This window comes from Mycoplasma zalophi (assembly GCF_025486335.1).
Classification (GTDB): Bacteria; Bacillota_I; Bacilli_A; order Mycoplasmatales; family Metamycoplasmataceae; genus Metamycoplasma; species Metamycoplasma zalophi.
Genome location: NZ_JAOOPZ010000004.1, coordinates 72,952 through 97,521, shown reverse-complemented (window position 1 = coordinate 97,521; position 24,570 = coordinate 72,952). Strand labels below are relative to the sequence as shown.

Genomic DNA, 24,570 nt, shown 5'->3' with positions numbered 1-24,570 from the left:
GTTTTTTGTGTCATTTATTTTTACGAACGGTATTTTACCTTTTTCATAAAATATTTTATTTGTAGAATTTGGAGTTCCACCTTCTGAAGCAAAATTATAAAGATTTTTTGTCTTGTCTTGAAACCAATCGTTTGTAAATTCATTAAACCTAATAAGTGGAACCTTGCTATTATTCATCACTATTTTTCTCCTTTTTTGTTACTTTTGTTAAATATTGCTCAATAATTTTAAATTCTGCCAAACTCATAGGAGTATTTAACAATGCAATAGCACCTTTTCCAGCATGAATACTTATTGTTGGAGGCATACTAGAAATAAATATTTCATTAATTTGAAGATTATCTAAAATATCATAAGCTATGTCCATAATATGTTCATTATTTCCATTAATTAAAATAAAAGTATTAGAAGGATTTTTTAAATAAATGTCTTTTGCTAATTTGACAATTGTTTTGCTAAAAACACGACCTTTTCCATATTTTACTAATTCACCATCTTTAAATTCAATAATTGGTACAATTTTCAATAAATTAGCAACACTAGCGGCAGCAGGAGTTAACCTGCCACCTCTCACTAATGCTTCTCCGTTTTCAGGTATTAAATGTATTGTGTTCTCAGAATTACCAAACACCTTTAATGCTTCTTCATATTTTATATTTGAATTTAATTTAGCTTCAAAAGTTGCAAGTTCCATGATTATAGGTAAGGAAATTTTTTGAGAAGGAATAACATAAACTTTTTCATTTTCTCTAAATACCATTTTTAACATTTGATATTGACTTGATAATTTTTGTGAAATAGGGTAAATTATTATTTTATCGTATTTACTTTCTAAATCATTAATCAAGTTTATTGCTTCTCCTAATAGAGTAGCACTTGTTAACACATGAGAGTTTTTTTTAATATATTGAAAAACATTCTCATGTGTTATATCAATTCCATCTTTAAAAAGTTGGTTATCTATGTCGATTTGAATTGGTAAAAAAAATCAACTTTTTTGACTTGCTTGTTCCTTTGTCAAACCTGAGCTTGAATCTACTACTATTGCTATTTTCATATTTATCCTTAATCTTTTTTTATCAAAATAATATTGTGTTTAATTAATTAAAAAGTTTCTTGAAATCCATAGGATATAAATAATTTAATTTTTTTGTGATTGAATAAAAAGTACCAGGGTTTAAATTAGTATCATCATTACCAAAATATGAATACTTTTGTGTTTCTGTAAAAATAAAATTATTAATTCTAGCAGCTGTTCCTTGTTCAATAAATCCCAATAATTTACCTTCATAATCATATACAGCAGACCCTGATGATCCACTATATAAATCAAAGTATTTAATGTCAGAATAAAGCGCTGCATTATATGATTTTGAAAATTTTTCGACATCAGAAAAATCTATCCTTATTGAATTTATACCATAAAGGTATTCTCTATACCGAGATGATTCCACTTCTCCATCTCTATTTTTTGTAGGTACTTTAGGTAATGATGCTACATAAGCATTTAAGTTATTAAATGAATTCATATATCTAGATAATTTAGAAAATTTAAGTGGTTTTAAATTGGCAAAATTTAAAATATGATTAATTGCCCCTTGTTCTCTTTTTGTAAGCAACTTACCATCTATTTCTTTTGTTAAATCTTTATTTCTAAATTTTTTAAAAATTGATTGAAAATCAACAATAGCAATAACTAAATCTGCTCTATTTTTTTGCTGTTCTTTATGTGTTTTATCACTATTATTTTTAACAGTTTCTTTATGTGGTTCCCTTATTTGAATTTCACCTAAATTATTTTTAAATGAGTCAAAAATATTAGTATAATTGTTTGAAAAATCAACAATCATTTCATAAGTTATAGCATCATCTGTGTTTTGAAAATTAAATTCATACATATTACCGACAACATTTATATTTTTATCATTGTCTGGCTGGTAAAATATAGGTTCTTTTTTATTTAGAGTATCTTTTGAAATTAAGGTAGGAGCTATTATTTCTCCTTTTTTTATTGTTAATATTTCATTTCCATTTTTAGATGTTGATACTTTAGCTAAATTAGAATTTGCAGATTTATTTGTAACTCAAACATGATAATTTGCAAATGTCCAAAAACGATAATCATTTGGATCATCATTTACCTTTGCTAAAATATTTCAAGAACCATCTGATTTTTTAGATAAAGAGTAGACTCTTTGACGTCCCTGTTGTATCCCTTCTGAATTATCTTCAATAAATAAACGTTTATTTATATCATCTGGATTAATTTCATCTTCTAAATAATTATCTATTTTTAAATTATCTCTCTCTTTAGTACTGTATTTAAGTTCGTATGAATTATTATAAGCTGTTGACGTTGTTTGAATAGATAAATTATCTACCTTGTCCACTTCTTTAAATGAAAGAATTTTTTCTTTATTAGGCTGTTGTATTCAATTTACAAATAAATCTGCTGTTGAAATATATATAGATCTCTCAGAAGATGAATTATGATTCCATACAGTATTATTAATTTTTGTATTTAAATCTCGCACCTTAATTTTTAAAGTTAATTCCTTATTATCATTTAATTCAAGATTAAAAGCTAATAAAGATTTTATTTTCTTAGCAATATCTGTTTGAAATTTATTATCTTCAGAATTAAAATTATACATAAATTCAACATCGTTTAGTGTTTTATATTTTTTTAGATTTTTATATGAAATAGGTATTGTTACTCTTGAATCAACATCATTAAATTCAGATCAATGGTTAGCAATTTGAGGATTAGGATTTAATTCAAAAGTTAATCAAAAAATAACATCTTCACTAGGAATTGAATCCAATTTAATTATGGAATTTAAATTTTTTGTGATTATAGCTTGTGTTTTATTTTCATTAATTTTAAATAATTGAGCTGATAAATAATCTTTTGTTTTAAATCAATTTAAATCAAAGGGATAATTGTTTTTTACTATTTGGTAATTTACAAATTCTTGATCATTATCATTTGCGGGTAAATATTTTTTTCTGTTTTTATAAAGTGTTTTAATTGTGTGAACCTCATAATTATAATTTATTAATTGACCTAAATTATGAATTGAAAATGGAATTTTGTTTTTTGTTGTATTATGATTATTAAACAATGTTGATTTTGAAATATTTTTTTCATTTGTAACAAAATTATATGTTTTTAATTCCTCATAATCTTTATCATTAATTAATAAATTATTTAATTTATATGGATTATTTCAATCAAAGTTAAAACTAAAATAATAAGATTCTGAAGGCAAAATGGGTTTTGTAATATCAAAATATTCATTTTTGTTTTGTACACTTACTGATTTTAGTCTATATTCTATTTTTTCTTGCAATCCATTTAATTTAAATTTTCAAAGATTTTCAAAATTAACATAAACTTTTTTGTGTCTTTGAACTCTATTTTTATCATCGATTTTTTCATGTTCATTATCAATAATTTTCTTTTCAAGTTCAAATAATTTAGCAGGAATTATATGTGATTTTTCAATATATTCTTTTTGTTTAGTTTCAAAGGTTAAAACAAAAATTTTATTTCTTAATAAATTTGCTTGTTCATTTGTTCAATTAAGCATTAAAGTACCAAAAATATCTTTATTATTTTCATCTTTATATACATTAAAGTGTGAAATTTTTAAATTATTAAGATTTGCATTATTTAGGAAAATATTATTGTTATTTAAAAGTACTTTATATTGATTTTGTGTGTCTTTTATAGCGGTTACAACGTATTTATTTAAATATTTATTTAATTGATTTTTTTGCAAAGTAATTCCATTCGAAGTTTTTTGAACCTGTAATCATTTAGTTCAAATATCTTTTCCATCTCATCCTTTAACTAATACTTCTATGTTATTAGAATTTAAATTATTTAAATTTTGAAAAGTGAATTGAACAGAATCATTACTATCTATTTTATTATCAAAAACAATTTCTGGTAAATTACTTTCTAAACTAATATTTGATGTAATTTCATTTTCAAATGTTTTATCTAACTCACTAAAATATACTGAATATGCTGGATTATTTACTAAATTTTTTTTTGATAAATCACTTATATTAATATTAATGTTTTGATCATTATTAGAGTATGAATTTGCTTGTTGTAATGAATTAACCAACACTCTGTCACTATCTACCAAATTAGATTCTAAATAAACGTTGTCTGTAGCTTCTTTATTTTCTTTTAAAGTTACAAAACTAAAATCTTTATCTACAAGATCTATAGAAATTAGTTTATTAGCACTAGAAATTTCAAGTTTTTCTAATTTATAGCTTGTATTTTCATTTAAATTATCAAAATTAATTTTTAGTAATAATTTATCTTTTGATTTAAAAATTTCCGCATTATATAAATCAGTTTTAGAAATAAGTTTTACTTGAATGCTTAAATTTTCAGAATAAATTTCTTCAAAATTTTTTATTTCTAAATAGTAAGTAACTGAATTAGATGTAGCTTCCAAATTAGGAGTTGCAGACTTTGTAATTTGCAATTCTTTTTTGCCATCAATTTCATTTTTGTTTGGTTTTGGTTCATCTCGTGATTGATTATTATCTAAAGAATTTAAATCATCTTTCGAATCATTATTGGTTTCATTAGAGTTTGCACTAGAATCATTGTGATTATTTTCCATTTCATCGCCGTTGTTATCTTTTGTTGAATCTGAAAAATCATTTTTATTATTATTTAAATTGGAATTATTGTTTGATGGAATGGTATATGTATTTAAATTATTATCATCTGTTTTATTAGTCAAATTATCAGGGTTATTTTGATTATTTATAGCACATGCCACTAAAATAAATGGAGCAACGACAGTTAAAGAAATAAATGCTAAAAATTTTGTTTTTTTCATAATTTACCCTTTCAATTTATAAAGCAAAAATGCCTTTTACATTTTTGCTTTCTTAATATTTAATTTTCTTTAGGTTCTTCTTGTGATATTTCATCATCAACAAAACTTATTTTCGTAACTGCAACTATTTCGTCTTTTTTGTTTTTTAGATTTATTAACTTAACTCCTTTAGTGTTTCTTGATGTAACAGACACTAATTTTAAATTAAATCTTATAACCATATTTTGTTTAGTAATAATCATTAAATCTTCAGTTCCTTGACAAGCAGCAGCATAAATTAAACCACCAGCTTTTTCTCCATTTAATGCTAAAACTCCTTTTGCATTTCTTGAAGTTTTTCTAAATTCTTCTGCTAAGGTTAATTTTCCAAAACCTTCTGATCCTAAACTAAAGATATATTTTCCTTCATTTGAACTAGAACAGTTAATTACATATTGGTCTTTTGCGAGTTTAATTCCCATCACTCCACGTGAAGTTCTTGATGTATCACGAATTTCATTTACATCATATCTTGCTAAATGGTTATCAGAACTTCCTATGTAAATTTCTTCATTTTCTAGTACTATTTTTGCATCAATAAGTTCATCATCCTCATCTAAAATTAATGCTTTTTTACCAGAAATATTAATTCTTTCATATTGATCTAATGATGTTCTTTTTACAATACCTTTTTTGGTTATTGTTAATAAATATTTATTATTATCATAATCATCAGTTGTTAAGATTGTTGAAATATTTTCATCTTTGTCAATATTAGGAATTAAGTTAATAATAGGTGTTCCTTTTGCTGATTTAGAAACACTAGGAATTTCATGTCCTCTAATTCTAAATATTTTTGCTTTTGAAGTAAGTATTAAAATATCTGTATGAGTATTTGCATGAATTATGTTTTTAACATTATCATCTGAGTAAGTTTTTGCACCAATAGAACCTGTTCCACCACGTTTTTGTTCACGATATTCTTCAAGTAAAGTGGATTTTACATAATTGTTTGTAGTATAAGTAACTATTATTTCGCTTTGTGGTATTAAGTCTTCTTCTTCAATTGAATAATTTAAATCTCAACGAATTTCTGAGAGACGTTTATCACCAAACTGTGTTTTTATTTCTGATAATTCATCAATAATTAATTGTGTTAATTTATCAGGGTTAGATAAAATATCTTTAAATTCATTAATTCTTACAATCAGTGTTTGAAGTTCCTCTTCCATTTTTTCAATTGCTAAACCTGTTAAACGACCTAAACGCATATCAACAATTGCTTTTGTCTGAATTTCAGTTAAATTAAAAGTGTTAGAAAGTGTTTCTTGTGCTTGAGCATCTGTTGAAGATTTTTTAATAATTTCAATAACTTTGTCAATATTTTCAACTGCTATTTTTAAACCTTCTAAAATATGAGCTCTTTGTTCATCTTTTTCTAGATCAAAATTTAATCTTCTTGTAACTACATCTCTTTGGTGTTCAATATAAACTTCTAAGCTTTGCTTTAAGTTTAATAATTTAGGTTCATTGTTAACAAGTGCAATTGTATTAATTGAGAAACGTGTTTGTAATTGTGTTAATTTATATAATTTATTTAAAATAATTTCTGGAATTACATTTTTCTTAATGTCAATTACAATTCTAATTCCTTCTCGGTTAGATTCATCTCTAAAATCTTGAATTCCTTCAATTCTTTTTTCTTTAATTAAAACTGAAATTTTTTCAATAATATCTGTTTTTCTAATTGCGTAAGGAATTTCTGTCACAATAATTTTACTTTTTCCGTTTGCATACTTTTCAATATGAGCTTTTGAACGAATTGTTACACTACCTCTCCCGGTTTTATAAGCTTGAATTACTGATTTTTTATCAAATAATATTCCACCAGTTGGAAAATCTGGAGCTTGTACTATTTCAATTAATCTTTCAATACTTATTTCAGGATTTGCAGCTAAAGCAATAGAAGCATTAATTACATCACTTAAATTGTGAGGAGGTATACTTGTTGCCATACCTACTGCAATACCGCTTGTTCCAGAAACAAGTAAATTAGGAAATCTAGCAGGTAATACAACAGGTTCTTTTTCGCTTGCATCATAGTTATCAATAAAATCAACTGTATTTTTCTTAATACTATCAACCATTAAAGAAGCAATTTTACTCATTCTTGCCTCAGTATAACGCATAGCAGCTGCTTCATCGCCATCAATTGAACCAAAGTTACCATGACCATCAATTAATGGATATCTTAAACTAAAATCTTGAGCCATTCTTACCATAGCTTCATAAACAGAGCTGTCACCATGTGGATGGTATTTTCCTAAAACATCCCCAACAATACGAGCTGATTTTTTGTGAGGTTGATTATAAAACATACCAAGTTCACTCATTCCGTATAAAATACGTCTATGAACTGGTTTTAATCCATCTTTTGCATCTGGTAAAGCACGTGAAACGATAACACTCATTGCATATTCAATAAAAGCGCTTTTCATTTCTTTTACCAAACTTACAGGAGTTAATCCGTTTTTTTCTTCATTTAAAATATTAGATTTAACTACATATCCTTCTTTTTCTTGCGGTGGCAATTCTTCTTCATCTTCTTCAATTACTTCTTCTTCAAAAACTTTTTTAATTTCTTCTTCTTCTACAAAATAAGTTTCATCTAAATCTTTTTCTTCTATATTATCATTATTAGACATAAATACTCCCATATTTTAAAATATTATTATATATAATATAATAATTATACACTAAATTACAATAAAGCAAAGTAATAGATTAATTGCAAACAAAAAGTCTGAATTTAATCAGACTTATTTTAAAAAGTTAAACTCAACATAATTTATATTTTTACCTTTTTCAGATCATTTAATTTCATATTCTGTTGGAATATTTATTTCATTTTTTTCACTATTGTGAAGATCAGTAGTTTGAAAAATAATATTTGTTTTTAAAAATTCCAATTCTTCCAGTGCAAAATTGTATAAAAGATCATTATCAGTTTTAAAAATAATCTTTCCTTCTGGTTTTAAAATACGTGAAAATTTAATTAAAAAATTTCTATGCACTAACCTTCTTTTTGCGTGGCGTTTTTTAGGTCAAGGATCAGAAAAAGTTAAATAAATTCGATCTACTTTATCAGCTAAAATTTCTTCTATATTAACTGCATCATCAACTATCAATTTCAAATTTGAAATGTTATTTTTTTCAATCTTTTTCAGTGCATATAGTGCAATTGTTGAGTATTTTTCTCAACCAATAAAATTAATTTCAGGATTCTCTAATGCCATCTGTGTAATCATTTGACCCTTACCCATGCCGATTTCTAAATATGTTTTTTTGTCTAAATTTATTGGTCTTTGTTTTAATAATTTATCTGAAGAATTTAAAATTCCTTCAGCATCTTTGTTAAATTTTAATCTCATATTTTAAATTGTAAAATATTAATAGTTTTTTTTAATAATTTATATAAAATAATAATATTATGAAATTTAAATTTAAAAAATCATCAAATGAATCTTCGTTATTAAAATGAATAGTTTTAGGTTCATCTATTTCACTTGCTTCAATTGCAATAGGATTAGGTCTTGTTTTCACATTTACAACAAGTGATAAATACAATAACTTTGTTGCTTCTGATACTGAGTTTATTGAATTTAATGCAAAAATAAATAAAGATGGTACAAAAAATCCAAATTATGACCCAACACTAATAAATATTAGACAATGAGCATATGCAAAAGATAAAGATAATAATTATAAATATTTTTTAGATGAAGAAGGAATGAAAAAACTGGCTATTGCTTTTCAAACAAAAGGTGGTTATGGCCCTGAAATTAGTGAATTAGTAAGAGTTAATTTAAATAAGCCTAATATAAGAAATTATCACAAAAAAAGTGCTGCGGGTTTATTTATAGGTAGTTATGAACAAATTTATCTTTCAACTAATAATTTCATATATAAAGAAAATAGAAAATTAAGAAATTTAAAAAAACCTTGAGAGCAAGTAGAAAATGATATTAAAATTGAATTAATTTTGCCTACCTTAATTCATGAATACATGCACCACGTTGCAGCAATTTATGCACAATCTATGATAGTAAATCAACAATTTAAAGATGAGTTTGCTACTGATGAAATTATTGATAATTTAAGAATTGATTCTTCTTTAAATTTAGATGAAAATACATTAAAAGAATATGGTAAAACCATTTACAATAAAAAATTTTTAGATGATTTTAAAGAAGCATTATTATTTAGTGATGAAGATAAGCAATACAAATTGCAAGAAAATGCTTTTCATGAGAATAGATATGTTTCGCTTTACAAAAAATACTCAGCAAGTGAACTATTTAAAATAGCAAATTATCCACAAATAAAAGATAATAAATGAATCAATCAGGATTTTACTTTTAATCATGATAGAGGTGAGTGAATTCAGTACTTAAACCCTTTAAAAGCTGAAGATTTGAATTATTATTATAGTTTTGAGGAATTAATACCAAGAGAATTTTTAAAATTAAGTTATGTTCCTAAAAAACCGTATAATCAACCTTTTTCAACACAAGGTGGATATTTTGGGTTTGATAACGACCCTAGCACACCTTTTATAAGTTCTTATGCTGAAGATATTAGTCGCGTTATGGGACTTTTTCCACAAAGGTACTCAAATAATATGACTATATATCGAGAAAAATTATACGGAAGCAATTGAGTATTTGATGATCCTTTTTCACCCACTGAAGATGATAAAATTACAAAAGAAAAATTAGATGAACTATTAAACTCTGAAGATTTACTTAAAAAAGTTTTTCAATTTTTTCAAACCAAAACTTTACCGAACCCTTTAAAAAGACAACAATTACTTTATAAAGCATATTTAGATTTAATAGGTTATGGACTTCCTATTTCACAAATTTCTTCTGATAATGCATTTTTAGAACTAATTAGCGAAAAAGGGTTTTTACCTAATAGCTTAGCGGTAGAACGAGCAGCAAAAGACACATATAGTAAGTTAAATTTTGAAGGATATATCAACACAAAAGATGCAACAAATAATGGCACAATAAGAAAAACTTTTTTAGAAAACAATCACTTAATAATTAATGATGGTACAAATCAACATATTATTGACATTGTAATAAATAAAGGTAATTTAAAAACAAAAAGTGATTGAAAAAATTCAGAGCAACAAGGCGGACAAGATTTAGGACCTGAGTTTGTTGGTTTAGATAATAATTATTTTAGCTATTTTACAAAAAAAGCAATCGATATCAAAAATATAAATTTAAATAAAAACTTAGAAATTTCTTTTTGAGAAGACAAAAATCAAGACAATATTATTCAAAATAATGAAATTATGCAAATTAATAAAAGACTTACATACAACAGATATAAAAATATCAAAAGAAGAATTTCTAATTACAGAAGATTAATACACACTATTCTTCCTGATATTCAAACATATTATTTAGACTATGAAATGCAACAAGAATTAAACAAAGAAACAAAATTTAATATAAAATTAAAATACTATGGAAAAAATTAAAAACAAGTTGGATAATCTAATTAAAAATGCTGAATTTTTGAATATTCAATCTTTTAAATACGATGGAACATTATATAGACAATATAATGGTGTAAAATTAATTGATAATTGAAAAGACTATACAGTTTTTTTAATGGTTAAAACTAAAGTAGCTGAAGAATCTATTAATTGAGTAGTCAATGAACCAACATTGTTTTTATTTTCTAAAACACATTTTTTTAACGCAACTATATTAGTTAGAAATGATCAAAAATTTGTTTATGTAAATTTAGCAAGTCCTTTTTACATTGAAAACAACATAGTAAAATACATTGATTTTGATCTTGATGTAAAAACGAATTTACACAATGATTTTAATGTAATTGATTGGAATGATTTTAAAACTAACATTATTAAATATAAATACCCAAAAGAATTAATTTACAAAATTTATGATGAAATAGATTATTTATATTTGCTTTTTAATTCAAAAGAAGATTTTTTTAATGAAAGAAACATTAATCAATATGTTGAAAAATTAAAAAAGTTAAAAGAAATATAATAAAAGCACCTTGAGGTGCTTTTTATATTAGCCAATAATTTCTAAATCTTTATATTCAAATTGGGTTGGGGTTTTTCTTCCAAAGGTTTCAATTTCAACAAAAGCTCTTTCTTCTTTATCATCGTTTTGAATAATTGCTCCTTCTTGTCCAAAATAAGGGCTATCTTTTCTAATTACTCTGACAATTGTTTGTTCCTTGAAAGCAGTTTCAATATTTCCGGTTTCAAATTCTTCACGCAATAATCTTTCTTTGTTTTCCATCTCTTCGATTTTTCTTTTTGAAATAGGGGTAGGTTTTGCTCCTTTTCCACTAGAACCAATCAATCCGGTTACATATTGTGTATTACGTACTAAGTATCAAGAATCATCACTCATGCACATTTTAATAAATATATACCCTTTATACATATTAATGAATTTAGGTTCATATTGTTCACCACGTGTTTTTTTCTCAAGTTCTTTACTTGTTAAATGTGGCATTTGAAAAATTCTAATTTGTTCAAAAAAATCTTGCATTCCTGTTGTTTGAATTTTATTTTCAAGTGTTTCTTTTACTTTTTCTTCTTTACCTGAAACAGTTGAAATCATGTATCATTTATATATTAATTTTTCACCATTTGTATTTGTCATATTTACCCCTTTTATAATTTAATTCCTAATGAATTTCAAATATTTGTAAAAAATACTGTTATTACAAAAAAGAATACAGCAAAAACTACTAAAAATATTAATGTTAGCGCATATCATTTTCATGCTTTTTTTGCTTTTGGTCAAATAATTCTTTTTATATCTTTTCTAAATGCACGAAATGGTCTTTCTTTTGTTACTGGAGGTATCTGTTCTTTTAAAGCTTGAGATTCTTTAAAAGAAAGATTTTGAAATGGTTCGATTTTTTCATCGTTTCTTTGATTCATTATTTTTCCTCCTTGTGTAAAGTTTTAGCATTGCAAAAACGACAAAATTTATTTATTTCTAATCGTTTTTCAATTGATTTATTTGTTGAATAGTTTTTGTGTTTGCATATTATACATGCCAATGAAACTTTTTTGCTTTGTTTTTTCATAATTTTTAAATTATATAATAAATTATATTATATTGGTAATTTTTGTTGCTAGTTGACGTAAAATTGAATTTTGATAATAAGGAGAAATATGATATTTTTTAAAAATTTCAGTTTTTGTTTGACCCTCTAAAAAATAATTATCTAAAATAATTTCTTCTTTTTTTGTTAATTTCAACTTGTTTTTTAAGCTAAATAAAAATAAATTATCTAAATATTTATCTTCATATGCAATATCAAATAATTCATCTTTTTCATAATAATAAGCATTATTTAAAACATTGTGTTTTTTAGAAGTATATTTTTTTATAATATTCCTAAATCTATATTCGCATGCTTTTAAAATATATGATATATTTACTTCTTTTTGAGAATCTAGTTGTTTTTTAATTTCATCCATTGCTTCTGGAATAAAATCATCGACAGTTAGAGGAATATTTTTATCTTTTATTAATTCTCTTGCTAAAAACTCTAATTGTTTTTTATGTATATAAAAAAAGGAAATTCAGTTATTTTTGTATTTATTCATAACTTAATTTTTCCATTTAAGTTAAAAAAATCATACAAAAAATTCCTAAAATTTTCCTTATTTATTTTTTAGACAATAAAAACATATACCGGCAGCAACAGAAGCATTTAAAGATTGCACTGTTCCTTCTTGGGGAATGTAAATATTTTGATCACTTAATTTAAGAAGTGTATTAGAAACACCTTTTTGCTCATTTCCTATTATTAAAACCGTTGGGGTGTTAAACTTAACATCATTAATATTAATTGATTTATTATCCAATGAAGTTGCATAAACTCAATAACCTATTTCTTTTAATTTGTTAATTGTTGTATTTAATGAAGAATTTTTCACTATTTTTAACCCATTAAATCCACCACTTGAAATTTTTAAAGCTGCTGCATTTACACTCGCCGCTCTATCTTTAGGAATAATTATTCATTTTAACCCAAAAGCATTTGCGGAACGCATAATAGCCCCTAAATTGTGAGGATCTTGAATATGATCTAAAATAATTACTTGTTCAGGTTTTTTCAAAATTAATTCATTAAAATCAGCGTAATTAAAAGGTTTTATTACAGCAATTATTCCTTGATGATTTTGATCTGTTAGACTATTTAATTTTTCTTTTGAAACATATTCAATATTTTTAAAATTCAATTTAATATTTATATTATTTTGAATATAAATTTTTTCAATATCATATCCATTTTCTAGTGCATCAAGCACAGAATTTCTTCCAACAATAATATTTGTTAAATAAGATTTCATGTTTTTAAAATTTCCCTTATTTTATCTGCTTTTTCAAATTGCCTGTCTGATAATAATTCTTGTCATTCTGAGTATAATTTTGTTTGTTCTTCAGTAATTTTTGTATTTGCTATATTAAAACCTAGCATTTTAATGGCCTCTAAAAATGTAGCTCATTTATTTTTGTTTTTTGATAATTCATATAAATATTTCATAACATTAGAAGTGTTTAAATTTGCCGCTTCTTTTGCTATTTCTTTAATTAATTGAAAATCTATTTGTTGTTCTTTGTTTGTAATTAAATATTTTTTAATAATATTTTCAAATTTAGCGATCATTTTCTTTGAAGTTTCTATAAATTCTGTTGTTAAATTAAAAGGTTTTGAATAAGAAGTTTGTAAATAAATCAATCTTAAAGTATCGGCACCATGTAAATCAATAAACTCACGCGCTGTAATTATATTTCCTAATGATTTAGACATTTTTTCATCATTTAAATTTAAAGTTCCAAAGTGTAATCATGTTTTTGCTAATGGCTTACCTGTTAATGCTCTAAATTGAATATTTTCATTTTCATTATGTGGAAAAGTTAAATCACTTCCTCCTCCATGAATGTCAATTGTATCATCTCCTAAATAATGATTAATTAAAGCAGCACATTCTGTGTGTCATCCTGGTCTACCACTACCAAATGGTGCGTCATATTTTATTCCTACTTTTGTGTCTTTTCATAGCGCAAAATCAGCGGGATGATTTTTTTCATAATCGCTTTGTTCATATTCCATGTTTTCGATTTTTTGGTTACTTATTTCACCATAAAATTCTTTGTTTTTTTCAATATCAAAAAATACATTTACTCCTTTTTGATATGCAGATTTTTTTTCAATTAATTTGTTTACAAAGTCGTAAATAATATCTAATGAATCAGTAACTCTAGCTATTTTAGTAGGTTTTAAAATATTAAAATCTTCTAAAAGTTTTAAATATAATTCAGTATTTTCATTTGCTAGTTGTGTTTCTGAAATATTTAATTCATTTGCCCTGTTAATTATCTTGTCATCAATATCAGTTATATTGTGTAAAAAGAATATTTCTTCACCTAAATATTTTTGACCTCTTACTAAAATATCAAATGTTAAAATAGGTCGCATATTTCCAATATGAACTAAATTGTAAACAGTTGGGCCACATACATAATATTTTTTCATATTTATATTATAGTTATATAACATAAAAAAGATCATAAAAAAGTATTATAATATAAACATTATGAGTGCTAAAGAAAAAATTATCGCTTCAATTGATGAAGCTCTAAAAAAATTAAATATAGAAAAAAAAGTTGTATTAACAGAAGCAAAAGATCATGGAGATTTTGCTTCAAATATAGCTTTAACATTACAAAAAGAATTACAAAAAAGTGCAATGGAGGTTGCACAAGAAATTAAAGACAATATTGACATGGCTAAATATTCAATAAAAGAAATTGAAATTGCTGTGCCAGGATTTATGAATTTTTATGTTGAAAATGAAGTTTTTTCAGAAACAATTAACAACATAAATAAACTGGGTCAAGATTATGGAAAAGGAACCAAAGAACTTTATCCAATAAATCTCGAGTACGTTAGTGCTAATCCAACAGGATTTTTACATATTGGACATGCACGTAACGCAGCTATTGCTGCTACTCTTGCAAATGTATTAGAATTTGCTGGACACCCAGTTGTAAGAGAATATTATGTAAATGATGCAGGAAATCAAATGAACAACTTAGCTGCATCACTATTTGCACGTTATCAACAAATTTTTGATAAATCTTACCCTATGCCTGAAGATGCATATAATGGGGGAGATATTATTTATTTTGCCGAAGAATTTTACAAAGAATTCGGTGATAAATACAAAGGTGCTGAATACGAACCAAATAGAGAATTTTTTAGAGAATTCGGAAGAAATATAGCACTACGCGAAATCAAAAAAGACATGAAAAGATTCGGAACATGATTCGATCTTTATTCAAGTGAAACTGATTTATATACAAACAACATTGTTTTTAACGCTATTAATCGTTTAAAAAATGTTTATGACAAAGACGGAGCCAAATGACTAGCAACAACTAAAGGAGGATATGACGATAAAGATAGAGTTATTGTAAAAAGTGATGGATCTTATACATATATGTGTGCAGATATTGCTTACCACGAAGATAAATTATTACGTTTAAATCACCCTGATGGTGTTATTATTGATGTTTGAGGAGCTGATCACTCTGGTTATGTAGAAAGAATTAAATATGCTTTAACAGATTTAGGATACAAACGTAACCAATGTGAAATGGTTTTATTCCAATTATTAAGAGTAGTTAAAGATGGAAAAGAAGTGAAAATGTCTAAACGTCTTGGAACCTCTTTAACTCTAAGAGAATTAATGGATTTAGTAGGAAAAGATGCAATTAGATTTTTCTTAATAAATCGTTCATACAATTCAAAAATTGACTTTGATATTAGTAAAGTTAATGAAGAATCTGAATCAAATGCAATGTTTAATATTAAATATGCTTATGCAAGAGCAAACCAACTTTTAAATAAATCAAATTATAAGGATAATCCAAAAGCTGGTGAATACACAAGTGAGTTTGAAATTAAACTAGTAAATGAATTAAAAAAATATGCTGATTTAATTCAAACAATGGCAAAAACATATAAAGTAAACCTATTACCACCATATTTATTAGATTTATCTGGAACATTCAACAGTTTTTACTCTAATTCTAAAATTTTAGGTTCAGAAGATGAAGAATCACAAATTGCTTTAGTGAAAGCAACAAAAGAAGTTCTTGAAAGCGGACTAAAATTAATGGATTTAGATATAGTTGAAAAAATGTAGAGTAGAATAAATATGAAATTAAGAAAAAAATGAATATTGCCAATTACATTTGCAGCAACTATTACATTAATAACAACACCTTTAATTGCTGCTTCTTGTGGTTTTAATATAAAACAAACAGATCATTCAAAAGATAATATCAAAACATCTAAAGCAGAATTTGTAAGATTATTTGCAGATAATCAAAATAATTTTTATGTAAAATACACAGGCTCAAAATTTGAAGAAGATGCTAAGAAAAATAATTTAACTGATGTTACTCAGTTTTATGATAATTTACTAAAAAAATATGTAACTATTGATAACATCGAAAATTATGCAAGAAATTATGCATGAAAATGATATTTCAAGGATTTAGGGGCAAAAAGCATAGAATTTTACCTTTATAGTGTACCTGTTGAAGCTCTTGCAAAAAAAGATCCAACTTTTATAGAAGCTGAACAAAGCGTTTATGGAGATTGAACTAAAATTGTTGACAAAAACAGTAATCGTCCGTTAAAAAAATTCACACTAACTTTAACTTTTGATGAAATTTAATATAAATTCTAAGGATTAAAATGAAAAAAATAAGAACACGTTATGCACCAAGTCCAACAGGATATTTACACATCGGAGGTGCAAGAACAGCATTATTTAACTATTTATTTGCAAAGCATTTTGGTGGTGATTTTGTATTGAGAATTGAAGATACAGACGTTGCTAGAAATGTTGTAGGTGGTGAAGAAAGTCAATTAAACAATCTTGCTTGATTAGGTATAATTCCAGATGAAAGCCCGATAAATCCAAACCCTAAATATGGAAAATATCGTCAATCTGAAAAACTTGAAATTTATAAAGAAATAGTTAACGAATTAATAAATAAAGGTTTAGCTTACAAGGCATATGATAGTTCAGAAGAACTAGCAAAACAACATGAAGAAAGCGAACAAAAAGGGATTCCATCATTTAGATATGATAGAAATTGACTAAAAATTTCAGAAGAAGAAAAAAATAAAAGAGATCAAAATGGTGAATTTTCAGTAAGATTAGCTTTACCTAAAAATCATATTTATAGTTGAAATGATTTAGTTAGAGGAAATATTAGTGTAAATAGTGATGATATAGGTGATTTTGTTATTTTAAAAAGTGATGGATACCCAACATATAATTTTGCAGTAGTTATCGATGATAATCAAATGGAAATTTCACATGTTTTAAGAGGTGAAGAACACATAACAAACACCCCTAAACAACTAGCAATTTATGAAGCATTAAATTATGAACCGCCTAAATTTGGTCACTTGACAATAATTACTAATATGGAAGGAAAAAAACTTTCAAAAAGAGATAATACTTTAAAACAATTTATTGAAGATTATAAAAATGAAGGTTATCATGCACATAGTATTTTTAACTTTTTATCTTTATTAGGTTGAACTTCAGAAGATGCAAAAGAAATAATGTCACATGATGAACTAATTGAGAAATTTTTATTTGAAAGATTATCAAAAAGCCCTTCAAAATTTGACATTCAAAAAATGGAATGATTCAGTAAACAATACTGAAAAAATACTGAAAATAGTTTTTTTAAAGAGTTTTTAAATAGTTCAAAAGATGATCAATGATTAGAAATTTTTATTGAAACATATAAACAAAACATAGTAACTTTAAATGATTTAAAAAAAGATTTAAAATTATATGAACAACCAATTCAAAAGTTAGAAATTGAATTTGAAGTTAATGATATTGTTAAATATTTTTATAATTCTTTAAAAGAAAAAGAATTCAATGTTGAAAATATTCAACTAGCTATAAATGAAACAAAAGATGCCTTAAATGTTAAAGGAAAAAACTTATTTATGCCAATAAGAATTGCAACAACATATGCAGAACATGGACCAGAACTTGCAAAAGCAATATATTTATTTGGTAAAGAATTAGTTTTACAAAGATTAGAAAATGCAATTGGAATTTAAAAGTATTGTAAACTCAAATAATAATGAATTTCTAACACAATATACAGCAAATTACATTGAGGAAACAGAAGATGAATTTATTGTTTTAAAGTTTGAAAATGATAAAAACAAACCCCAAACAATAAAAATTTCTAAAGAAGTAGTTTTTATTCAAGATGATTTGCAAAATTTTGAATTACAGTACAAAAAATATTGTCTAATTCATTACTTAGTTGATGAAAAATATATCGAGTTTTATTCATATCTAAAAGAAGTTTTAATCGATGTAAATGAAATAAAAATTTCATATGATTTAGTAAATAATTTAATCGAAAAAAATATCTTAGCTTCTGTTGATATTAATATAAAAACTAGTTAACAAAGAAACTTAAAAATTTCTTTGTTTTTTTATATTTAAATAATAAAATTAAAAATATGGAAAAAATAAAAAATAAACAAAACAAAGTAAAATCATGACGTGTTTTTTTGTTCATTTTTATGTGTACATTTATTGGTTTTGGTGGTGGTAATGCACTTTTACCAATTATTTCTAAATATGCAGTTACTAAATATAAATGAATTGACAAAAGAGAATTTGAAGATGCTGTTTTAATTTCTAATATGATTCCCGGACCTAGTGTTGTAGAAACTTTAAGTTTTATTGCAATTAAATTACTTGGTTTTTGAAAAGGTTTTATTATTTCATTATTAGCATTTTTGCCACATTTATTATTTAGTCTTGTTGTTTTTATATTACTAAATAAATATGCAACTAAATATTTATACATATTAGCTGCTTGTATTTTACCAGTTATTATTGGTGTATTAATTAATTTTGGTTTTAAATATTTAAAATACAGCTACAAAAACATAAATTCTTTTTTAGTAACTGTATCATTTTTAGCCACTTTATGTTTTTGTTTATTTATTCCAAGTCCTTATAATGTCCCAGCAATACCATTATTAATAGGATTGTTTTTAATATTTTTTATCATAAAAGTTAAGAAAGTCAAAAAACACAACACCAAAAATAAAGAAGGTGAACAATAATGTTAGTGTTTTTTGTGGGATTAGGGTTTGTGTTTTTAAGTGCTTTTATAGTTTTTGGTGGTGGACAAGTTTTTTTACCAATTTATAAATGAATATTTGAAATATTAATTAACAACTTCAATTTACACATGCAAATTGACCAAATTGACCAAGTTTTTGCAGTCGCAAATGCAACTCCAGGAATAATTGGTACTAAATTAGCATTTTTTACAGGTTATTTATTGAGTTATAATCAAAGTGGACAAGCACAGTGATGAGGATGACTTGCAATGTTTTTAACTTATTTAGCAATTTGCATCCCAGCAATATTTTTTATGTTTTTTACTATGAAAATATTTACCAAAAATCAAACAAATATATATTTTATTGCTTTTAATAAATATTTAAAACCTTGTTTAGCTGCCATTATGATTTCACTTGCTTTACAATTAATTTTAAGTATTGCAATACCATATTTAACTTTTAATGGTAGTTCACAATATATAAGTACAAATTATGAATCATTAAAAAGTCAAATATTTTCTGGGTGAAGAAAATATGTTTTATATTTTTGGGTTCCATTTTGTGTTATTTTAACAATTTACTTACAAAAAAAACAAATTCCATTATTATATTTAATATTAGGATCTATTATATTAGGATTCATTATTTTTGAACCATGGTTGTTATAGGAGAAAAAAATGTCAAAAGTAATTACACTAGAATTAAATAATTCATTAATATTTTTAACAGATGCTGTTTCTATTGCTAAAGTAGCTTCAAAAAAACAAAATGCGGTTTCACTTTCAAAACATACTTTAGCAAAATCTCTAGCTCTATTTAGTCCATTATGACAAATTATTTCAAAAACTGGAGATATTTCTACAATTATAAGATCAAGAGGAAAAATAGAAAATTTAGTAGTTGATGTAAATCATAATGGGGTTGTAAGAAGTTATATATCTGATCCTGGTGTAGTTTGAGATGGTAATATAAATGAGGCACTTACAATGTTTGCATTTAGTGATGCATATTTAAGAATTAGAATTTTAGATAAACAATTTGCAAGTTGAGATAGTGAGATAAAAATGAATGAAGTAACATTAGTAGATGACTTAGCACAATTTTTTGCACAATCTCAGCAAATAGCCAGCGCAGTTTTTAGTTCTTTAAAATTTGACAAAGATGAAAATATAAAGGAAGCGTCAAGTTTAATTTTTACATTATTACCTCAAGCAACAGATGAAAATATTAAATGAATTGAAGATTTTATTAAAAACAATTCATTTATGGAACTGGGATTTAAAAAAACTTTAAAACTTTTACTTGAGCAAGGTGCTAAAATTCACTCAGAAAAAAAAATACAATGAAAATGTTCTTGTTCAATAACAAAAATGAAAAAAGCACTAAAACTTTTATCAAATGAAGAAATAGAAAAAATTAAACAAGAACAAGGAAAAGTAGAAATAAAATGTAATTTTTGTCATAGAGCATATATATTGTCATAAAGTTGTTGTAATTTGCAACTTTTTTTATTATTTTAAAAAATTAGCACTATTTTAGTGAGAGTGCTAAAAAATGTGCTAAAATTTAATTATCATTAATAAAAATCAATCTTAACTATACAAAAATAAGGAGAAAAAAAATGGCAAAAGAAATTATCTTAGGTATTGACTTAGGTACTACTAACTCAGTTGTTTCAATTATAGATGAAACAAAACAACCTAAAGTCTTAGAAAGCCCTACAGGAAAAAGAACTACACCATCAGTAGTAAGTTTTAAAAATTCAGAAATTATTGTTGGTGAAGTTGCTAAAAGACAATTAGAAACAAACCCAGATGCTATTGCATCAATTAAACGTTTAATGGGTACAAGTCAAACAGTTAAAGCAAACTCAAAAGAATATAAACCTGAAGAAATTAGTGCAATGATTTTATCTTACATGAAAGATTACGCTGAGAAAAAAATTGGTCACGCAGTACAAAAAGCGGTTATAACTGTTCCAGCTTATTTTGATAACGCTCAACGTGAAGCTACTAAAAATGCAGGTAAAATTGCAGGATTAGATGTAGTAAGAATTATAAACGAACCTACAGCAGCTGCTCTTGCATTTGGAATGGATAAAGATAAATCTAAAAACCAAAAATTATTAGTATTTGACTTAGGTGGAGGAACTTTTGACGTTTCAGTATTAGAAATGGAAGAAGGAACTTTTGACGTATTATCTACATCAGGAGATAACCACTTAGGAGGAGATGATTGAGATAATAAAATAGTTAACTGAATCGTTTCAGAAATCAAAAAAGAACACAATTATGACCCCACAAATGACAAAATGGCAATGGCAAGATTAAAAGAAGAAGCTGAAAAAGCAAAAATTACTTTATCAGGTTCATCAGTTGCAACAATTTCATTACCTTTCTTAGCAGTTACAGAAACAGGACCTATAAACGTTGAATTATCACTTAAACGTTCAGATTTTGAAAAAATGACTGAAGATTTACTAGAAAGAATTAAAAAACCTATTTATGATGCTTTAAATGAAGCAAAATTAGAAGCTAGTGACTTAGATGAAGTTTTACTAGTTGGTGGTTCAACAAGAATGCCAGCAGTTCAAGAACTAGTTGAAAAAACATTAAATAAAAAAGCAAATCATTCAATAAACCCAGATGAAGTTGTATCAATTGGAGCTGCAATCCAAGGTGGAATTTTAGCTGGTGATATTAGCGATATTTTACTATTAGATGTTACACCACTAACTTTAGGAATAGAAGTTGAAGGTGGAATTGTAGCACCTTTAATACCAAGAAACTCAACAATTCCTATTACAAAATCACAAGTATTTTCAACAGCAGCAGATAATCAATCAGCAGTAAGTATTGTTATTGTCCAAGGTGAAAGACAAATGGCATATGACAATAAAATCTTAGGACAATTCAATCTAGAAGGTATTGAACCTGCACCTCGTGGAGTTCCTCAAATTGAAGTAAGTTTCAATATTGACGTTAATGGAATTACAAAAGTTACAGCAAAAGATAAAAAAACAAATAAAGAACATACAATAACCATTGAAAATACATCACAATTAACTGAAGAAGAAATTAATAAAATGGTTAAGGATGCTGAAGATAACCGTGAAGCAGATAAAAAACGTAGAGAAGAAGTTGAAACACAAGTTCGTGCAGAAACTTTCATTAATCAATTAGAAAAACAATACAACGAATCAAAAGATAAATTAAACGAAGATCAAAAAGCAAAAAGTGAAGCAGAATTAAAAGAATTAAAAGATCTATTAGCAGAGAAAAAATTCGAAGAATTAAAACAAAAAATGGATGCATTTGAAGCACAAGCTAAAGCATTCCAAGAACAAATGGCAAAATCAGGAATGAAACCAGAAGATTTAGAGGAAATGTTAAAAAATCAAAATAACAAACCCGAAGAAGATGAAAGTCAAAATTAAAAATATATTTTTCCCAATTCATATAATAATTATTAAAGCCTTCGGGCTTTTTTTATTTTAAAGTAAATAAAAGCGCAGAAAAATAAACTTATGTATGAAAAAAATATTTTTTTATGTATAATATAAATACACTTTAAATGTGGGTTGGTACTCAAGAGGCTGAAGAGGCGGTCCTGCTAAGACTGTAGGGGAAGCAATTCCCGCGGAGGTTCAAATCCTCTCCAATCCGCCATTTTTTTATACTTTTTTTGTATAATTTTTATAATGAAAAAGAATTTAAATAATAAAAAAATTCAAACAGTTATTTACTATATATTGTTAATATTGCTATTTATAAGCATTACTTTTATTTTATATTTTTTTAGCAAATACAACAACAAGGTACTATTTGCTATTCTTATTGCATTATATTTTCTAAACTTAATTTTTAATTTAATTATTTTTAGTCAAGATAGAAGTTCTGAAAGTAAACAATCTTGACAATTTATCTTTGCAATTTTTCCTCTGATAGGACATGTTTTATACATAATATTTGGACAAAAATATTTAAAATCAATGACTATTTCTGAATATAAAAAAGAAACTTCTGAAATTTTTGTTAATGAACAAAAATATGACTTAACAAGATTTAAAGAAAATGAGAAATTTCGTGAATTTGAAAAAATTTCTAAAATGAGTAATAGATTGCTTTTACCAGCAAATATCATAACTTTTGACAATGGTTTTCATTTTTTTTATGACATATTTAAAGAATTAGAAAAAGCGCAAAAATATATTTTTATTGAAACCTATATTATGAAACCTGGTGAAATTTTTGACCAATTAAAAGAAATATTGCTAAGAAAAGTTAAACAGGGTGTAGAAATAAAAATTTTAGTAGATGATTTTGGATCATGAGATATGCCAAGCATAGTGTTAAAAAATCTTGAAGATAGTGGAATTCAAATAGCAAAAGCAGAAAAAATTGCTTTTCCTTTTATAACAAGTGTAGGAACATACCGTTCACACAGAAAATTTATTACTATAGATGGAAATATTACATATACAGGTGGATGTAATATTTCAGATGAATATGCAAATTACTCAAAAAAATATGGGGTTTGAAAAGATTCAAATATAAAACTTATAGGTCCCGCTAATGATTTTTACGTTAAACTTTTTTTATACGATTGACAAAAACAATCATATAAAATTATTGAAAATCCAAAAACTTATTTTTTTAATCACGAGCAAATTGATTACCAAAATTTAATAACAAGTATTGAAGATGGCCCCATCACTGATTATCCACTCCTTGAAAGTACTTTAATTAAAATATTAATGGAAGCAGAAAATTCTATATCTTTTAGTACTCCATATTTCATTCCTACCAAACGGTTAGAAATGGCTATTATTGGTATTTTATCTCAAGGTATAAAAGTTACTATTTATATTCCTGGTTTTTCAGATAAAAATTATGTTTACTATGCAACCATTGATAATCTTAAAACTCTTGTAGAATATGGACTGGAAGTTATTATTGTTAAAAACACTTTCTTACACGCTAAAATGGCAGTTATTGATGATAAAATTGCTTATTTAGGAACTATGAATTTAGACTATAGAAGCTTTTATTCACAATTTGAAATTGCTAATTTTTATATTGGAGAAGCAACTGAAGATATAAAACAAATATTTGAACAATATAATAAATTACATGATAAAGAAGCATATGAAAAATTATTCAAAAGAAAACATAGCAGATTTATGTATTTATTAGGTAAATTATTTAAACCAGTTTTATAATTTTGTTTGTTAATATTAAAATATTTAAAAAATAAATTTTTTTTATAAATTTAATTTTTTTTATGTATAATATTAAAGCAACAAACAAAAAGCGAGTGTAGTTTAATGGTAGAACTTCAGCCTTCCAAGCTGACTGTGAGGGTTCGATTCCCTTCGCTTGCACCATATCAGCAATGACCGCCACGAAAGTGGTTTTTTTATTGCTTTTTTATT

21 protein-coding genes and 2 tRNA genes are annotated in these 24,570 nt (G+C 25.2%); 13 read left to right on the top strand and 10 right to left on the bottom strand.

Going from position 1 to position 24,570, the window contains the following annotated elements:
• Positions 1-169: 169 nt before the first annotated feature.
• The 4 genes from N8G13_RS03265 to trmB all read right to left on the bottom strand — a co-directional run bounded on the left by N8G13_RS03265 (position 170) and on the right by trmB (position 8,284).
• A complete protein-coding gene (locus tag N8G13_RS03265; protein WP_262289462.1) occupies positions 170-1,057 on the bottom strand; it encodes a DegV family protein in 888 nt (295 codons plus the stop codon).
• Between the two features lie 43 nt (positions 1,058-1,100).
• The gene (locus tag N8G13_RS03260; protein WP_262289461.1) at positions 1,101-4,874 is read right to left on the bottom strand and encodes a hypothetical protein; all 3,774 of its coding nucleotides are present in this window, start codon (positions 4,872-4,874) and stop codon (positions 1,101-1,103) included.
• Between the two features lie 59 nt (positions 4,875-4,933).
• Entirely contained in the window at positions 4,934-7,558 is a 2,625-nt protein-coding gene (gene gyrA / locus N8G13_RS03255; RefSeq protein WP_262289460.1) for a DNA gyrase subunit A, read from the bottom strand.
• Positions 7,559-7,672: 114 nt separating this feature from the next.
• A complete protein-coding gene (trmB, locus tag N8G13_RS03250; RefSeq protein ID WP_262289459.1) occupies positions 7,673-8,284 on the bottom strand; it encodes a tRNA (guanosine(46)-N7)-methyltransferase TrmB in 612 nt (203 codons plus the stop codon).
• Between the two features lie 59 nt (positions 8,285-8,343).
• Here trmB and N8G13_RS03245 point away from each other — a divergent pair, with 59 nt between their 5' ends.
• Both N8G13_RS03245 and N8G13_RS03240 read left to right on the top strand, forming a co-directional pair.
• Positions 8,344-10,407, top strand: coding sequence for an MYPU_1760 family metalloprotease (locus tag N8G13_RS03245; RefSeq protein ID WP_262289458.1), 2,064 nt, complete (start codon positions 8,344-8,346; stop codon positions 10,405-10,407).
• Positions 10,394-10,948, top strand: coding sequence for a DUF402 domain-containing protein (locus N8G13_RS03240; RefSeq protein WP_262289457.1), 555 nt, complete (start codon positions 10,394-10,396; stop codon positions 10,946-10,948). Before N8G13_RS03245 ends, N8G13_RS03240 begins: the two co-directional genes overlap by 14 nt.
• A 27-nt stretch (positions 10,949-10,975) precedes the next feature.
• On the opposite strand, the gene nusG is transcribed toward N8G13_RS03240, so the two are convergent.
• The 6 genes from nusG to cysS are packed head-to-tail and all read right to left on the bottom strand — an operon-like array spanning position 10,976 to position 14,474.
• On the bottom strand, positions 10,976-11,578 hold the full coding sequence (gene nusG / locus N8G13_RS03235; RefSeq protein ID WP_262289456.1) for a transcription termination/antitermination protein NusG: 603 nt from the start codon (positions 11,576-11,578) through the stop codon (positions 10,976-10,978).
• 11 nt (positions 11,579-11,589) lie between these two features.
• Complete coding sequence (gene secE, locus N8G13_RS03230; RefSeq protein WP_262289455.1) at positions 11,590-11,862, bottom strand: preprotein translocase subunit SecE; 273 nt, start codon at positions 11,860-11,862, stop codon at positions 11,590-11,592.
• On the bottom strand, positions 11,862-12,011 hold the full coding sequence (rpmG, locus tag N8G13_RS03225) for a 50S ribosomal protein L33 (RefSeq protein ID WP_262289454.1): 150 nt from the start codon (positions 12,009-12,011) through the stop codon (positions 11,862-11,864). The genes secE and rpmG overlap by 1 nt, the downstream gene beginning before the upstream one ends.
• Before the next feature lie 22 nt (positions 12,012-12,033).
• A complete protein-coding gene (locus N8G13_RS03220) occupies positions 12,034-12,537 on the bottom strand; it encodes a hypothetical protein (protein WP_262289453.1) in 504 nt (167 codons plus the stop codon).
• A gap of 57 nt (positions 12,538-12,594) precedes the next feature.
• Positions 12,595-13,287, bottom strand: coding sequence for a 23S rRNA (guanosine(2251)-2'-O)-methyltransferase RlmB (gene rlmB / locus N8G13_RS03215; protein ID WP_262289452.1), 693 nt, complete (start codon positions 13,285-13,287; stop codon positions 12,595-12,597).
• Positions 13,272-14,474, bottom strand: coding sequence for a cysteine--tRNA ligase (gene cysS / locus N8G13_RS03210; protein ID WP_262289451.1), 1,203 nt, complete (start codon positions 14,472-14,474; stop codon positions 13,272-13,274). Before cysS ends, rlmB begins: the two co-directional genes overlap by 16 nt.
• Positions 14,475-14,535: 61 nt before the next feature.
• On the opposite strand from cysS, the gene argS reads away from it, so the two are divergent.
• The 11 genes from argS (at position 14,536) to N8G13_RS03155 (ending at position 24,522) form a co-directional block, all read left to right on the top strand.
• Positions 14,536-16,149, top strand: a complete 1,614-nt coding sequence (gene argS, locus N8G13_RS03205) for an arginine--tRNA ligase (RefSeq protein WP_262289450.1) — start codon at positions 14,536-14,538, stop codon at positions 16,147-16,149.
• A 12-nt stretch (positions 16,150-16,161) separates the two neighbouring features.
• Positions 16,162-16,686: a hypothetical protein gene (locus N8G13_RS03200; protein WP_262289449.1), complete on the top strand. Its 525-nt coding sequence runs from the start codon at positions 16,162-16,164 to the stop codon at positions 16,684-16,686.
• A gap of 20 nt (positions 16,687-16,706) precedes the next feature.
• Complete coding sequence (gltX, locus tag N8G13_RS03195) at positions 16,707-18,104, top strand: glutamate--tRNA ligase (protein WP_262289448.1); 1,398 nt, start codon at positions 16,707-16,709, stop codon at positions 18,102-18,104.
• On the top strand, positions 18,088-18,462 hold the full coding sequence (locus tag N8G13_RS03190) for a hypothetical protein (protein WP_262289447.1): 375 nt from the start codon (positions 18,088-18,090) through the stop codon (positions 18,460-18,462). The genes gltX and N8G13_RS03190 overlap by 17 nt, the downstream gene beginning before the upstream one ends.
• A gap of 56 nt (positions 18,463-18,518) precedes the next feature.
• On the top strand, positions 18,519-19,133 hold the full coding sequence (locus N8G13_RS03185; protein ID WP_262289446.1) for a chromate transporter: 615 nt from the start codon (positions 18,519-18,521) through the stop codon (positions 19,131-19,133).
• Positions 19,133-19,804 (top strand): chromate transporter, encoded by a 672-nt coding sequence (locus N8G13_RS03180; protein ID WP_262289445.1) that lies wholly within the window; start codon positions 19,133-19,135, stop codon positions 19,802-19,804. Before N8G13_RS03185 ends, N8G13_RS03180 begins: the two co-directional genes overlap by 1 nt.
• 9 nt (positions 19,805-19,813) lie before the next feature.
• The gene (locus tag N8G13_RS03175) at positions 19,814-20,620 is read left to right on the top strand and encodes an Hsp33 family molecular chaperone HslO (RefSeq protein WP_262289444.1); all 807 of its coding nucleotides are present in this window, start codon (positions 19,814-19,816) and stop codon (positions 20,618-20,620) included.
• A gap of 137 nt (positions 20,621-20,757) precedes the next feature.
• The gene (gene dnaK / locus N8G13_RS03170; protein ID WP_262289443.1) at positions 20,758-22,572 is read left to right on the top strand and encodes a molecular chaperone DnaK; all 1,815 of its coding nucleotides are present in this window, start codon (positions 20,758-20,760) and stop codon (positions 22,570-22,572) included.
• Positions 22,573-22,713: 141 nt separating this feature from the next.
• A tRNA-Ser gene (locus N8G13_RS03165) sits at positions 22,714-22,804 on the top strand.
• A 32-nt stretch (positions 22,805-22,836) separates the two neighbouring features.
• Entirely contained in the window at positions 22,837-24,357 is a 1,521-nt protein-coding gene (gene cls, locus N8G13_RS03160) for a cardiolipin synthase (RefSeq protein ID WP_262289442.1), read from the top strand.
• Positions 24,358-24,448: 91 nt separating this feature from the next.
• Positions 24,449-24,522 (top strand) — tRNA-Gly (locus N8G13_RS03155).
• The last annotated feature ends 48 nt before the right edge of the window (positions 24,523-24,570 follow it).